12 protein-coding genes are annotated in these 13,697 nt (G+C 69.3%); 1 reads left to right on the top strand and 11 read right to left on the bottom strand.

Features of this window, described 5'->3' with window-relative positions; genetic code table 11:
• Positions 1-12: 12 nt before the first annotated feature.
• A complete protein-coding gene (locus tag EV662_RS19680; RefSeq protein WP_207903569.1) occupies positions 13-513 on the bottom strand; it encodes a hypothetical protein in 501 nt (166 codons plus the stop codon).
• A 462-nt stretch (positions 514-975) separates the two neighbouring features.
• On the opposite strand from EV662_RS19680, the gene EV662_RS01110 reads away from it, so the two are divergent.
• Positions 976-3,390 (top strand): ATP-binding protein, encoded by a 2,415-nt coding sequence (locus tag EV662_RS01110; protein WP_132460283.1) that lies wholly within the window; start codon positions 976-978, stop codon positions 3,388-3,390.
• A gap of 84 nt (positions 3,391-3,474) precedes the next feature.
• Here EV662_RS01110 and EV662_RS01105 read toward each other — a convergent pair whose 3' ends face one another.
• The 10 genes from EV662_RS01105 to EV662_RS01060 are packed head-to-tail and all read right to left on the bottom strand — an operon-like array spanning position 3,475 to position 13,645.
• Positions 3,475-4,062 (bottom strand): hypothetical protein, encoded by a 588-nt coding sequence (locus tag EV662_RS01105; protein ID WP_132460282.1) that lies wholly within the window; start codon positions 4,060-4,062, stop codon positions 3,475-3,477.
• A 24-nt stretch (positions 4,063-4,086) separates the two neighbouring features.
• On the bottom strand, positions 4,087-4,455 hold the full coding sequence (locus EV662_RS01100) for a response regulator (RefSeq protein ID WP_132460281.1): 369 nt from the start codon (positions 4,453-4,455) through the stop codon (positions 4,087-4,089).
• Positions 4,456-4,481: 26 nt separating this feature from the next.
• The gene (locus tag EV662_RS01095; protein ID WP_132460280.1) at positions 4,482-4,745 is read right to left on the bottom strand and encodes a hypothetical protein; all 264 of its coding nucleotides are present in this window, start codon (positions 4,743-4,745) and stop codon (positions 4,482-4,484) included.
• Positions 4,733-7,030: a chemotaxis protein CheA gene (locus EV662_RS01090; protein ID WP_165915479.1), complete on the bottom strand. Its 2,298-nt coding sequence runs from the start codon at positions 7,028-7,030 to the stop codon at positions 4,733-4,735. Before EV662_RS01090 ends, EV662_RS01095 begins: the two co-directional genes overlap by 13 nt.
• A complete protein-coding gene (locus EV662_RS01085) occupies positions 7,023-7,421 on the bottom strand; it encodes a response regulator (protein WP_132460278.1) in 399 nt (132 codons plus the stop codon). Before EV662_RS01085 ends, EV662_RS01090 begins: the two co-directional genes overlap by 8 nt.
• A 1-nt stretch (position 7,422) precedes the next feature.
• Positions 7,423-8,292, bottom strand: a complete 870-nt coding sequence (locus EV662_RS01080; RefSeq protein WP_132460277.1) for a CheR family methyltransferase — start codon at positions 8,290-8,292, stop codon at positions 7,423-7,425.
• On the bottom strand, positions 8,282-8,914 hold the full coding sequence (locus EV662_RS01075) for a HEAT repeat domain-containing protein (protein WP_132460276.1): 633 nt from the start codon (positions 8,912-8,914) through the stop codon (positions 8,282-8,284). The genes EV662_RS01080 and EV662_RS01075 overlap by 11 nt, the downstream gene beginning before the upstream one ends.
• A gap of 14 nt (positions 8,915-8,928) precedes the next feature.
• Positions 8,929-10,014 carry a chemotaxis-specific protein-glutamate methyltransferase CheB gene (gene cheB / locus EV662_RS01070; RefSeq protein ID WP_132460275.1) on the bottom strand — a complete coding sequence of 362 codons (1,086 nt, stop codon included), beginning with the start codon at positions 10,012-10,014 and terminating at the stop codon, positions 8,929-8,931.
• Between the two features lie 37 nt (positions 10,015-10,051).
• Positions 10,052-11,647, bottom strand: coding sequence for a chemotaxis protein CheW (locus EV662_RS01065; RefSeq protein ID WP_132460274.1), 1,596 nt, complete (start codon positions 11,645-11,647; stop codon positions 10,052-10,054).
• A gap of 21 nt (positions 11,648-11,668) precedes the next feature.
• Positions 11,669-13,645: a methyl-accepting chemotaxis protein gene (locus EV662_RS01060; protein ID WP_207903567.1), complete on the bottom strand. Its 1,977-nt coding sequence runs from the start codon at positions 13,643-13,645 to the stop codon at positions 11,669-11,671.
• Positions 13,646-13,697: the final 52 nt, after the last annotated feature.

Raw genomic sequence — 13,697 nt, 5'->3', positions numbered from 1 at the left:
CCTGTGCCCGGCTCATGCCAGCACCTCCGGGGCCAGGGTAATCTCGCCCCAGCGGGCGATCTCGGCCATCACTGCCTCGAATGCCGTGCCGGGCACGCAGACCGCTTCGCCCTCGGGCAGGCAGGCCAGCACGTGGGCGACGCTGCCCGCGCCGCGGGACGCGACATCTTCCAGCGCGGCGCCGGGATGGGCGTCGAATTTCGCGCGCGCCTTTTCCAGGCCGAAACTGACGATCCGGCCCTCCAGCGTGATCTCGCAATCGGGGGCAAGGGGCAGGTGGCGGCGCAGCCCTTCGATCAGGCGGACAAGATCGCGCGTTGCCAGCGCCGTGGGCGTACCCCCGACCAGGTAGACCGCCCTGAGCGGATGGCCCTGCTGAACCGCCCTATCGGCCCCCGCCGAAAGCTGGGCCAGCACGATCGCCTGTGCCTCGAACAGCTCGCGCGGAATCCGTGCACCTTGAAAACCAAGACCGACCGCCGCCGTGCCTCGTCTTGGGACTTGGAAAGACAACGTCCTGATCCAACCCGCGAGCTGCCTTGAGGGCCGGGCGCCGGTCGGTCCCACCCGGAGATGGCGGCCGTTCCCGTCTCCGTACTCCCTTGGCGCCCCGCGCTCTGCATCGTCAGTTTCGCCATGCTGTCCCGCCGTTTGTACCGCCATCGGTTGTGGGACAAAGCGGGGCCTGCCAGGACGGTTTCCGACATGGCGGACCATCCGCGCCTATGGCGCCTTGGCGCGGGCGGGTCGGATCGGGATGCGCACGGTTCGGCGGCGTTCGGGCGCTTGAGGGGCGAATTCGGGTCGACCGCTGCGATAGACGCCGCGCGGTCATGCTGTGGAACGCAAATGTTGCGGGGCACGGCCCGGCATCCGGCGGCGATCCCGCAAAAAAGTTTGCGGGATGGCGTTTGTCCGCCCAAGCTTGACCCCGAAGCGCCGGGCATCTGCACGTCTGTCGCAACGGGACACGTCATGCGGTTCCTTTCATCACTGATGGCCATTGCGGTCGTCATCGCGGCCCTGGTTCTGGTCGACCGCTATGCCGCCACCGAGATCGAACGCCACCGGCGCGATGCGGTGTTGGACGCGGTCAGCAAGGCCTACCTGGAATGGACCGAGGAAGCCCGGCGATTCATGTTTGTTGCGCAGGACTTGGCGGTGGCTATCGCCGAACGGGACGTATCGGACCAGGCGAGTTTTGAAGAGGTCGCGCGCACGGTGCAGGGCGGCCCGGTCCGCATCCAGCGTATCGAACTGGCACCGGGCATGCGGACGCGCTTCGTGTATCCGCTGGAGGGAAACCGCGACCGTCTGGGACGCAACCTGCTGGAGGTGCCGGACGAGGCCGACAGCGCCGGTCTGGGCGGCATGCGCCGCATTCTGCCCATTGTGCGACGGCATGTCACGGCCGGAAACGACGCGTCCGAACTGCATCTGCAGATTCCGATCCTGGATACGACGGGCGACCAGGTGGTGCTGACCGGGGCGCTTTACATGGTGGTGCAGATCGACCTGGGCTTGCCCGCCGTGGCCGAGGGCGGTCTGCACCTGGAATACCTTTTCGTGAAATCCTCGACGGACGTGGCCGCGGATGTCGTGCCGTTCGATTGGGGCCCCGAGTCCGAGGTGCCGGCTGTCGTCGCCAGTTCCGCGGCCGTGGGGGGCACCTTTTTCCTGATGGCGCGGCCCATCGAGGGCTGGGGGGCGCCGCCGCGGCAGATGCGCATGATCCGCTGGCAGCTTGCGGGCGTGGGGCTGTTGCTGGTCGTGCCGATCCTTGTGGCGCACTGGTTCGCCGCCCGCAGCGCATCGGCCCGGCAACGGCTGACCAGTACCCAGGCGCGACTGGCCGGGCTGGCGCGCAACCTGCCCGGCGTGGTGATCCAGGCGCGCTGGGCCGACGGCCGGATGCAGGGGCTGTTGTACATCAGCCCGAAATGCAAGGCGTTCTGGGGCCGAACCCAGGACGAGTTGCTGGCCAACCCGGACCTGATGCACGCCAACGAAAGCGACGAGGACATCGCGCGGTTCATGGCGGCCGTGGCGGCGGGGGTCGAAACCGGATCACCGATCTACGCGCGCGTGCCCCTGCACGGCAATGACGGCACGTTCAGCTGGCTGGACTTTCACGGCCAGTCGGAACCGATGCCAGGGGGTGGGCACCGGATCGACGGCATTTTCGTCGACGTCACCGCCGAGGTGGCCGCGCGCGCCGAGGCGCGCCATCAAAGCGAGCTGGCCCACCGGGCACAGAAGAACGAAAGCCTTGGCCAGCTGACCGGCGGGGTGGCCCATGATTTCAACAACATCCTCGCGGTGATCATGGGCAACCTGCAGCTGCTGCGCGAAGAGATCGACGACCCCGACCGCCGCGCGATGATCGACGCCAGCCTGGAGGCCAGCCGCAGCGGGGCGGAACTGACCCGCAGCATGCTGGCCTTTGCCCGCCGGGCCCGGCTTACGCCCGAGCCGCTGGACCTCAACAGCGTCGCCCGGCAGGCCAAGAACTGGATGCGCCGGGCGCTGCCAGACTCGATCGAGATCGAGACGTCGCTGTTGGCCGGGCTCTGGCCGGTCAAGGTCGATGCCGGATCGCTGGAAAGCGCGCTGTTGAACCTGGTGCTGAACGCGCGCGATGCGATGCAGGGGCACGGCAAGCTGACGATCGAAACGGCCAACGTGCGGATCGACGAGGCCTATGTCGATTCCCGCGACGCAGAGATCCTGCCCGGCCGGTACGTGATGCTGGCCGTGACCGATACCGGCACCGGCATTTCCGGCGAGACGCTGGAGCACATGTTCGAGCCGTTCTACACGACCAAGCCCCCGGGCGCGGGGTCGGGGGTGGGCTTGTCGATGGTGCAGGGCTTCGTCAAGCAGTCGGGCGGCACCGTTCAGGTCTATACCGAGCCCGGGCAGGGCACCACGTTCAAGCTCTACTTTCCGGCCAGTGACGAAGTGCCGTTCGAACGGTCCGCGCCTCGGCTGGACGAACCCGGCCGGGTGGCCGGCACGACACGTATCCTGCTGGCCGAGGACCGGGTCGCGGTCAAGGAAGTGCTGGTCGGGATCCTGGAAAAGGCCGGTTACCAGGTCGTGGCGGTCACGTCGGGCGATGCCGCGTTGGCGGTGTTTCAGCAGGATCCCGATTTCGATCTCGTGGTGACCGATATCGTGATGCCGGGCACGCTTCAGGGCACGGGCCTGGCCAAGGCGTTGCGCGCGATGCGCCCCGATCTGCCGGTGGTCTTCATGTCGGGTTACGCGGCCGAGGCGACGGTGCATGGCAACGGGCTGAGGCCCGAGGATATCCGGCTTATGAAACCTGTGCCCAAGGACGACCTTCTGGCGGCGGTGCGCCGGGCGCTGGCCCAAGCGGGCGGCTAAGCGTGGCAGGCGCGGCAGGCCGGTGACGCCGCCCCGGTCCGGACGTCCGGGCGTGGCGCCCCGGGACGCGGTCAATCGCGCCGCCTAGAACAGTTCTACCGGGTCCGGGGCGCCGCCTGTGTCCGCCGGATTGCCCCGCGCGGTGGCAAGCGCCCGGCGCTGTTCCGCCATCACGAAGCCCTGTTCGGCCTGTTCGATCAGCCGCACCGGCAGGGTGGCGCCGTGCTGCGATGCCGTGATCGCGGGCAGGTCCAGCTGCGCCAGGCCGCCGGCCATCTCGTCCAGCGCGTCCAGCATCTGGCTGGCCTTGTCATGGCGCTGGCCCTCGGCGATCAGTGCCAGAAGCCGCGCCAGCGCCTGTTCGGCGAACGCGTCGATCACGGTCAAAAGCGCGGCGTCGCGCGGGTCGGCCCCGGCGCCGTCCGGCGCATTCTCGGCCCCGGCGCCCGCCGCGACCGCCCGCGCCCGGTCGCGCAGCGCATCGACCGCGGCGACCAGCGCGCCCGCACCCTCGACCCAGGTGGTGGCCGCCTCGTGCGAGACCTCGGAGGCGGCGCGGATCTGGCCGCACAGCACGCGCGAATACTCCGCCATCGCCGCGGAAAAGGTCGCCGCGATCGGGTCGTCCGGGGCGATTGTCCCGGGCGGGGCCGGATCACGGCCGGCTGCCATCGTTTTCGCCATGGGTGCCCCCGCTTAGGCCGGAAGAACCCGGTTCAGAACGTCGAACAGCTGTTGCGGGGCCACCGGTTTCACCAGCCAGCCGGTCGCGCCCGCGCTTTTGGCGCGGTTGCGGTGGTCCTGCCCGCTTTCGGTGGTCAGGATCAGGATCGGCGTGAACCGGCAGCCGCCGGTCTTGCGGGCCTGGGTGATGAACTCGATCCCGTCCATGCCGTCCATGTTCAGATCGGTGATGATCAGGTCGGGGCGATAGCCCGAGCCCAGCTTCTTCATCGCGTCCTCGCCGCTGCGGCAATCCTCGACGGCATAGCCGCCGCGGGTGATGGTCTGGCGCATGCTGGTCAGCACGGTCGGGCTGTCATCGACCAGAAGTATGTTTTTCATCATCTTTTTCCTTTCGTTCGGGCCGTTCAGGCGGCATCGGTCATCGTCGGGTCGTCCCCGGCAAGAACCGGGGCGAGCAGGGCGTTCAGGTCGGGATCGCCGGGCAGGGCGGTGGCCGGGGGGCGATAGGCCATCAGCACTTGCAACACGGCGGTGTGCAGATGGCTGGCCGCGGCCAGGTCGACGCGGCGCCCCGCGGCCCCCTCGAGAAAGGCGACCAGCGTTTCGGCCTCTTCCACGCTGGCGGCGCCGTCGATGCGGGCGATGTCGCCCTCGGTCAGGATCGGCATTTCAGAACCTCCTCGATATCCAGCAGCAAGAGGATGCTGCCATCGCCCAGCAAAGCCGCCCCCGAGATCCAGCGGATCCCGGCCAGCGGCCCCTCCAGCGGGTGGGGGATGACCTCGGTGCCGGCGCGGAAATCGTCGACGATCAGGCCGGCCGGCCCCATCGCGGTGGTGACGACCAGCACCGACAATTCCCCCGCGGGCGGGTCCAGCGGCGAAAGGCGCAGCGCCTTGCGCATGTCGAACAGGGGTACCAGCCGGTCGCGCAGCACGATCTGCGGGCGGTCCAGGTGCAGGTGCACATCCCCGGCGGGCACCCGGATGGTTTCCAGCACGCTTTCCAGCGGCACGCCGTAACAGGCGTCGTCCAGGTCGACCATCATCACCCGGCGCACCGCCATCGACAGCGGCAGCCGGATCGACACCGTGGTGCCATCGCCCGTCCGGCTGGCCAGCGACACCGTGCCGCCCGCGCGTTCGACCATCGAGGCGACGACGTCCATGCCGACCCCCCGGCCCGACAGGTCGGACACCGCGGCGGCGGTGGAAAAGCCCGGTTGCAGGATCAGCCGCATCGCGTCGGCCTCGGGCAGGGCGGCGGCGGCCTCGGCGCTCAGCAGGCCGCGTTCGACGGCCTTGTCGCGCACGCGGTCCAGGTCGATCCCCTTGCCGTCATCGGCGACCTCGATCACCACCTGGTCCTCGGACAGCCGCGCCGACAGCCGTACCAGCCCCTCGGGCGGTTTCCCGGCGGCGGCGCGCGCCGCGGCGGGTTCGATGCCGTGATCCATCGCGTTGCGGATCAGGTGCACCAACGGGTCGGCGAGCGATTCCACCACGTTCTTGTCGGCCTCGGTCTCGCCGCCCTCGATCTCGAAGCGGATCGGCTTGTCCAGCTGGCGCGACAGGTCACGCACCAGTCGGCTGAAGCGTTCGAACACCGAGGACAGCGGCACCATGCGCACCTGCATCACCGCGCCCTGCACCTCGTCGACGATGCGGTTGAAGACCTCGTATTGCGCCTTGATCTCGCGCGCCATCTTGCGGCTGCCGTACAGTGTCTCGGCCCGCTCGGCGAGGTAGGGAAGCGCGTTCTTGGCCACGATCAACTCGCCCGCCAGCTTCATCAGCATGTCGATGCGCGCCTGGTCGACCTTGAAGACGCTTTTCGGCCGCGGCGGGGTCTGGGCCGGGCGCGTGGCGGCGGGGGCGGACGGCGCGGCCGGTGCGGTGGGGATGGCGGGCGCGGCGGGTTGACGGTCCAGCGCGGTCAGGGCCTCGGTCACGAGTGCGGACAGCGCGTCGGGCGTGCCGGTTCGGATGGCTTCGGCCCGGGCCGAGCCGACCCGGCCTGCCAGCGCGTCGAGCCCCGCCTTGGGCAGGACCGCGTCCAAGACACGGGCCGCCGACGCCGCGCGGCCGGCAAAGGTTCCGGCAGGCGCGGCCGCCTGCAAAAGCGTGCCCTGGGCGGCGATGACCGCGCGGATCATGTCGTCGCCCCCGGGCGTGGCCTGCCCCTGTGCGGGGATATCGTAAAGGCGCGTCTGGCTTGCGACATAGGCCAGCGTTTCGTCCAGTTCGGCCCGGGGCGCGCGGCTGAGGGCGCGGAACCGCAGGGTGCAGTGGAACGGATCGAAGGTGACGCCGGGTTCCAACGGCTCGGTCGCGCTGACCGAAAGCCACGCCCGGCCCGGCAGCGACAGCATCGTGCGCAACGGGTCGTCGCCGCGGAAAAAGCAATCCTCGTCGGGGGTATAGTCGACGGCCACCAGCGCCTCGCCCGCGGCCAGCAGGCGCGCCGCGGCGTCGCGTTCACCGGCGGGAAGGTCGGCCAGCCAGTCGCCGGGCAGGCCTTCGGCGGCGGGCGCCGCCGCCTCGGGCGCCGGGGCGCCCTGCGGCCGGAAGGCGGCCAGCCGATCGGCCAGCGCGGCGGCAGCGCGGCCCGCATCGGCCGGCAGGCCGTCGGTTTCCTCGAACAGGTCGAGCCAGGCCGACACCTGGTCCAGCGCATCCAGAAGCGCATCGGCCATCTCGGGGACCAGGGCGATCTCGCCGTTGCGCACCCGGTCCAGCAGGTCCTCGCCGGAATGCACAACGCGGGTCAGCGGCGCGATGTCGAACAGCCCCGAATTGCCCTTGAGCGTATGCACCGCGCGGAACAGCGCGGCCACCAGCGCGGGGTCGTCGGGCGCCCGCTCCAGCGCGATCAACGCCTCGCTGGCCCGTTCCACCAGGTCGCGCGCCTCGGCCAGAAAGCCGTCTTTCAGGTCGTCGTCGGTATCAGGCATCGCGCGCATCTCCCACAAGCAGGGTCAGGAAACGGGTCAACCATTCGGGTTCGACCGGTTTGACCTGGTAGAAATTCGCCCCCGCCTCGAACGCTTTCTGCCGGTCCTCGGGGCGGGCCTCGGTCGAGATCATCACCGCGGGAATGTCGGCGATCTCGGGGCGCTGGCGGACCTCGGCGAGGAACCGGTAGCCGTCCATCTTGCGCATGTTCACATCGACCAGGAACAATGCGAAGCGGTCCGAGAGGGCGCGTTCCAGCCCCTCCATCCCGTTCGCGGCCTCGGCCACGGCGAAGCCGGCCTTTTCGGCGATGTCGCGCAAATAACGGCGCACGGTGACCGCATCGTCGATCACCAGGATTTTCGGGGCGATGTCGGGCGTATCGGCCATGTCACCGGTCCTCATGGGGTTTCTGATAGACGATGCCCTCGGCAAAGCGGCGGACAGCGAAAAGGTCGGAAATCCGGCTCATGGATTCCGAGTGGCCCAGCAGCACATAGCCGCCCGGCCGCAGCGCCTCGGCGATGTTCTCGACCGCGCGGCGTTGCGCCTGCTGGTCGAAATAGATCAACAGGTTGCGGCAAAAGACGACGTCGATATCGCCCTGCCGAAAGCGCGCGGGCGGCGACAGCAGGTTCACCTTGGCGAACTCGACCACGTCGCGGATGTCGTAGTTGATCCGGTGCTTGCCGTTCTTCGCCGGCCGGAAATGGCGCACCCGCAGCGCCGCGGGCAGGTAGTGCAGCGACCGTTCCGAGAAATAGCCGTTGCGCGCCGCATTCAGCACCGAGGTATCGATATCCGAGGCCAGAAGCGTCACGTCATGGTCGGGCAGGCCCTTCCAGTGTTCCAGCAGGTAAAGCGCGATGGAATAGGGCTCTTCGCCGGTGGCGCAGGGCATCGACCAGATCGTCAGCGGCGCGTTGGGCCGGCGCGATGCGATCTCGGGCAGGATCGTGTCGACGAGACAGCGGAACTGGTGTTCCTCGCGGAAGAAATAGGTCTCGTTCACGGTCATTTCGTTGACGAGGGCCTGGAACTCGTCCTGCGACGGCTCCAGCCGCATGAACGAGAAATAGCTGCGGAACCGGTCATGGCCGGTCGCCTGCATCCGCCGCGCGATGCGCTTGCGCACGAAATACCGCTTGGACACGTCGAAGGAGATGCCGGTCTTGCGATAGAAGAATTCCTCGAAGGCGGCATAGTTCGCCTCGGTCAGGCCGATCTCGTCGGTGCCGCCCGCGTCGATTTCATCGCGCATGGCGGTCCCCTTCGGTTTCGGGGGCCGCACCGTCCAGCTGCGCACAGGCGAAATCGCAGGCGAACCGGATATAGCTGACCCCGGCAAAGCGGTCGGCGGCGGCGCGGATCGCGGGCACCATGTCGGGCCGGCCGCATTCGGCCAGCCGGTCGATCGCCGTGCCCACCACGTTGGCCTCGGTTTCGCGGGCCAACAGCCCGGCGATCCAGTCGGGGGCATCGGGATGGGGCAGGTCCTGCAGGATATCCAGCGCGAAAATGCGCAGGTCCGCGTTGTCCTCGGCCAGAAGGGAGTCCATGCGCGTCGCCATGGCCGCCGGCATGGTCTGGGCGGCCTCGATGGCGGCGTTGCGCAGGTCGGCATCCTCGCTTTGCAGGCAGGGCAGCAGGGCATCCAGCGCCTCGGGGGTGCCGATTTCGGTCAGCACCGTGAACAGCGCGCTGCGCACGCCGGGATCGGTTTCCGCCTGCAGGCGCGGGCCAAGCTCGGCCACCGCACCGGTATCCTGCGCCCGGTCCAGCACGGCGCGGCGGCGGTCGGCCGGATCGGGGGCGTCCAGCGAGAGGGGGCGCCGTTTGGAACGGGTACGCGCGGGGCGGTCGGATTTCGACAGAAGGGGCATGGGCAGGTCTCCGGTCAGCCGCCGACAAAGCGGATCAGGGTGGCGGCGATGCGGTCGATATCGACCACGCGATTGGCCCCGCCCGCCTCGATCAGCGCGCGCGGCATGCCGAAGACGGCACAGGTTTCCTCGGATTGCGCGATGGTACGCCCGCCGCCGGCGCGCACCTGCGACATGCTGGCCGCGCCGTCGTCGCCCATCCCGGTCAGCAGCACCGCCACCAGCCGGTCGGCGGGCACCACGTCCAGCGCGCTGGCCACCATGCGGTCGACCGAGGGTGTCCAGGCAAAGCGGCCATCGGCGGGCACGGGACCGGCGACCAGCTGCGCGCCGCGGCGCGAGATCTGCACATCGGCATCGCCCTGCGCCATGTAGGCGGTGCCGGGCATCAGTTCGGTCGTCCGCGACACCTCGATCACCGGCAGGCTGCCCTGCCGGCTGAGGCGTTCGGCGAAGACCTTGGTAAAGCGTTTCGGCATGTGCTGGGCCAGCACGATCGGCACCGGGAAGTCGGGGCCAAGGCGCAGCAGCACCTCTTCGACCGCGCTGGGCCCGCCGGTCGAGGCGCCGATCAACACCAGGTCGCAGCTTGCCGCATCGGCGCGGCGCACCGGGCGGGGGGCCGGGCGGGGGGCCGCGGCGCGGGGGCGGATCGGCGCGCGGTCGGCCCCCGCCCCGGCCAGTGCCAGGGCCGGCTTTCGGACCCGGCGGCGTGCGCCTGCGGCGGCACGCACCTTGGCCACCAGGTCGGGAAAGATGGTGCGCAGGTTCTGGGATACCGTGCCGCCCGGTTTCGCGATGAAATCCACCGCGCCCAGTTCCAGCGCCTCGAAGGTGGCCAGCGCCCCGGCCTCGGTCAGGGAGGACACCATGACCACCGGCCGGGGGGTGTCTTCCATGATCCGGGCCAGGCAGCTCAGCCCGTCCATCACCGGCATGTTGATGTCCAGCGTCACCACGTCGGGATCGAAACCGGCAATCTTGGCCAGCGCGTCCTGGCCGTCGCGCGCGACCGCGCAGTCCATGTCCGGCTCGGAGGACAGGCATTCCTTGAGCCAGCGCCGCATCAGGGCGGAATCGTCGACGATCAGAACGCGCATGGGCGCCCCCCTTGTTGCTGCGCCGGCCCGGGCCGGATCAGGCCGGAACGGCCAGGTCTTCGTCGTGGGCCGCCATGTCCACCGTGCCGGCCGACAAAAGCGCGGCGGCATCGAGGATCTGGATGATCCGCTCGCCACCGTTCAGGTTGGCCACCGTGCCGATCAGGTTGCGCTGTTCGTCGGACAGGTCGGGCGCGGGTTCGATCGCGTTGCGCGGCAGGCGCAGCACCTCGGTGACGGAATCGACGATGAAGCCGGTTGCGATCCCGTCCCGGCTCAGCACCATGATCCGCTGGCGATCCTCGCGCGCGGCCTCGGCCAGGCCGAACCGCGTGCGCATCGTCACCACCGGCAGGACCGCGCCGCGCAGGGTGATGATGCCCGCCACGTAATGCGGCGCCTGCGGCACCCGGCGCAGGTCGGCCGGAACGCGGATGATCTCGCGCACGGCGTCGATCTCGACCCCGAAATCCTGCCCGTCCAGCTGGTAGACCACCAGCTGGGTTTCCTCGCCGTCGTCGGTGTCGCGGGGTGTCGCCTCGGCCATCTCGGTCCGCTCCTGCTGGGTGTCGGTGACGTCCGCGGCCTCGTTCAGGGCGGCGCGGATCGCGGGGTCCTGGAACAGGGTGCGCCCGGACAGGACGCCCACCAGGCGCTTGCCGCCGTCCAGCCGGCACATGGTGCCGATCCGGGCCTGCCCGTCGCGCGAGATCAGTCCCGAGACGTTGACCTGTTCCTCGGCCGAGGCGGTGATCACCTCGCGCACCTGGTCCACGACCAGGCCCACCCGCGCGTCCGGTTCGTCCTCGCGTGCGACATGCAGCACCAGGATACGGCTGCTTTCCGAAATCTCGGTCGCGGGCAGTCCGAACAACCGGCGCAGGCAGACGATCGGCAACAGCCGCTCGCGCAGGTCGATCATGCCCAGCACGTGGCCGGCCGATTGCGGCACCTTGAAGATCGCCTCGGGCGGGCGCACGATCTCGTCCACCTCGGAGATCTCGAAGGCGTATTCCTGGTCGTCGACGGTCAGGTTGACGAACTGGACAAGGCTGTCATTCCCGGCTTCGTCCTCCGCGACTCCGGTCGGCGCGGAGGCGGTGGCCGGCGCATCGGGGTCCCGGTCGGTGGCCGCCACGCTGCTTTGCCGGATGGCATGGGTGGCATCCAGGATCTGGATCAGGCCCGCGCCCGCGCTGTCCTTGATGACGCCGTCCAGCAGCCCGTCCAGCCCCGAGGCCGACAGCGTCGCCGTCTCGTCGAGGGTTTCGATCCGGTCGGCGGCGAAGCTGACCACCTGCGAGACGCGGTCGACGATCAGGCCCACCGGGCCGCCGCACTCGACCACGATGGTCCGGCTGGCATCGTCGATCGCGCGGGCGGGCAGGCCGACCATGCGGCGCAGGTCCATCACCGGCAGGATCGCACCGCGCAGGTTGGCCAGCCCCTCGAACCCCTCGGGGGTCAGCGGCACGCGGATCGCGCGGGGCACGCGGATGATCTCGCGCACCGACTCCATGGGCAGGGCAAAGCATTCCTTGCCCATGTGAAAGGTCACGAACTGCCGGGGCTCGGTCGCCTGGGCCTCTGCCCCGGGGCGCGCGGCCCCGGGCTTGGCGTTTTTCTTGGCCATTGCTGTTCTCCGGGCTCGGTCTCAGACGGCCGATTGCAGTTCGTCGGCGGTCGAGGCGATGCTTTCGATGGCCGAGGCAAGCTCGGCGATGCCGACCTTCTGCTGCCCCGAGGCGGTCGCGGCCTGGCGGGCGGCGGTGCTGGCCTGTTCGGCGGCGGTGGCGATCTGTTCGGCGCCGACCTTGGCCTGGGTGACAGCGGCCATGATGCCCTGTGCGCCCGCGCGAATGCTTTCGGCGTCCGAGACGACCTCGGTGATCGCGGTTTCGACCTCGACCAGCGCCGAGGTGGTGGCCTGTGCCTGTTCGACATCGGCCGCCGAGGCGTCCGCGATTTCCAGCATGTCGGTGCGCACGATGCCGATCTGGTCCTGGATCGCCTTGACCAGATCCTTGATCGTCTCGGCATTCTCGGCGGCGTCGTCGGCCAGGTTCTGGATGTCCGAGGACACCACCGCGAACCCCTTGCCGTATTCGCCCGCGCGCGCCGCCTCGACCGCGCCGTTCACCGCCAGCATCGAGGTCTGGATCGCCACGTTGGCGATGGCGTCCACGATCTTGTCGATCTTGCGGCTGACGATATCGAGATTCTGGATTTCCTGGGCATTGGCCTTGCCCTGCCGGTTGGCAACCGAGATGCCGGCGATGATGTCTTCGACGGCGACCTTGTTGGTGTCCAGCAATTCCGAAATCGACCCGGCCTGTTCCAGGACGCCGGCCAGCCGATCCTCGGTGTCGCGCGCGCTGCGTTCGATCTGGGAAATCCCCGCCACGCTTTCCTCCGAGGCCGAGGCCTGGGACATGGCGACCTGTTCGATCTGGTTGATCGCGGTCATGATCTGTTCGGAACTCGCGGCCATTTCCTCGACGGTCGCGGACAGTTCCTCGGCCGCGGCGGCAAGCTCTTCGCTGCTTTTCGAGATATCGGCGCTGTTGCGCAGGTCGTCGGCCAGGTCGACAAGATCGCTCGACGCCTCGTCCGCGGCCTGAAGCGCGGCGCTCTGGGTTTCGACGGCGCTGATCGTCTCGTTCGCGGCAGCGCTCTGTTCCTCGGCGGCGGCGGCGATTTCCTCGCTGGCCTTCAGCGCCTGGGTGGTCGCGGCCGACATTTCCGACGCGGCGCGGTCGATGCTGCGGTTGGCCTCGACGATGGACTCGATCTGGCGGCCGATCTCGCCCAGGTTCTCGATCACCGTGCCGCTTTTCTCGACCTCGGCCTTGGCGTTCTCGGACGAGGTGCTGACGCTGTCCGAGATTTCCTTGATGCCGTCGCGGATCTGTCCGACCAGGTCCTTGATGCTGCTGGCGTTGGTTTCAGAGGCTTCGGCCAGCTTGCGCACGGTGTCGGCGACAACGGCGAATCCCTTGCCGTGGCGGCCGGCGCGGGCGGCCTCGATCGCGGCGTTCAGCGCCAGCAGGTTGGTCTGGTCGGCGATGCGGATCACCTGGTTGACCGAATCGATGATGTTGGTGGCCTGCTGGTCCAGCTCGGCCATCATGCGCACCGATTGCGCCTGGCGGTCGGCGGCGGTGCCGACATTGTCCAGAACGGTGCGGATTTCCTGGCCGGTCTGGCGCAAGAGGTCCTGCAATTGCAGCCCGCGGGTCTGGCTGCGGGCGGCGGCCGCGGCCTGGGCGGTCACGCTGTTGTCGATCGAGCGCATCGCCGCCATCGATTCCTCGGCCGCGGTCGCGGCCTGTTCGGCGCCCTCGCCGATCTGGCGCATCGCGGCGGCCAGTTCCTCGGCCGCGGCCGAGGATTCGGTGACGTTCGCGCTCATCTGCGAGGCGGCGGCGGCCAGCCGTTCGGCGGCCTGCTGCTGGCGCGCGACGGTGCGCGCGTGCTGGCGGTTGGCCTCGGTCTTGCGCCGGCTCGACCGGGCGCCGCCACCGCTCAGCGGTTTTTTCGCCTCGGGCGCGGCCGCGCCGCCCTTGACCGCGTGCAACGCGGCGGCGTCGGTGTCGTATCCGTTCGGGCGGGCGATCTTGTTCATGGGCATGAATGGTCCCTCTGTCTATGACTGCGATGCGTCGGGCCCTGATCGCCCGGTC

This window comes from Rhodovulum marinum, assembly GCF_004343075.1.
GTDB classification, from domain to species: Bacteria; Pseudomonadota; Alphaproteobacteria; order Rhodobacterales; family Rhodobacteraceae; genus Rhodovulum; species Rhodovulum marinum.
Note: the sequence above shows the minus strand (reverse complement) of the source record. Positions and strands in the feature narration are given on the sequence as shown.

What these genes read in the sequence shown, in the direction of transcription:
- EV662_RS01110 (WP_132460283.1), top strand. Translation starts at nt 976, where the DNA reads ATGCGGTTCCTTTCATCACTGATGGCCATTGCGGTCGTCATCGCGGCC.
- EV662_RS01105 (WP_132460282.1), bottom strand. Translation starts at nt 4,062, where the DNA reads ATGGCAGCCGGCCGTGATCCGGCCCCGCCCGGGACAATCGCCCCGGAC.
- EV662_RS01100 (WP_132460281.1), bottom strand. Translation starts at nt 4,455, where the DNA reads ATGAAAAACATACTTCTGGTCGATGACAGCCCGACCGTGCTGACCAGC.
- EV662_RS01095 (WP_132460280.1), bottom strand. Translation starts at nt 4,745, where the DNA reads ATGCCGATCCTGACCGAGGGCGACATCGCCCGCATCGACGGCGCCGCC.
- EV662_RS01090 (WP_165915479.1), bottom strand. Translation starts at nt 7,030, where the DNA reads ATGCCTGATACCGACGACGACCTGAAAGACGGCTTTCTGGCCGAGGCG.
- EV662_RS01085 (WP_132460278.1), bottom strand. Translation starts at nt 7,421, where the DNA reads ATGGCCGATACGCCCGACATCGCCCCGAAAATCCTGGTGATCGACGAT.
- EV662_RS01080 (WP_132460277.1), bottom strand. Translation starts at nt 8,292, where the DNA reads ATGCGCGATGAAATCGACGCGGGCGGCACCGACGAGATCGGCCTGACC.
- EV662_RS01075 (WP_132460276.1), bottom strand. Translation starts at nt 8,914, where the DNA reads ATGCCCCTTCTGTCGAAATCCGACCGCCCCGCGCGTACCCGTTCCAAA.
- cheB (WP_132460275.1), bottom strand. Translation starts at nt 10,014, where the DNA reads ATGCGCGTTCTGATCGTCGACGATTCCGCCCTGATGCGGCGCTGGCTC.
- EV662_RS01065 (WP_132460274.1), bottom strand. Translation starts at nt 11,647, where the DNA reads ATGGCCAAGAAAAACGCCAAGCCCGGGGCCGCGCGCCCCGGGGCAGAG.
- EV662_RS01060 (WP_207903567.1), bottom strand. Translation starts at nt 13,645, where the DNA reads ATGCCCATGAACAAGATCGCCCGCCCGAACGGATACGACACCGACGCC.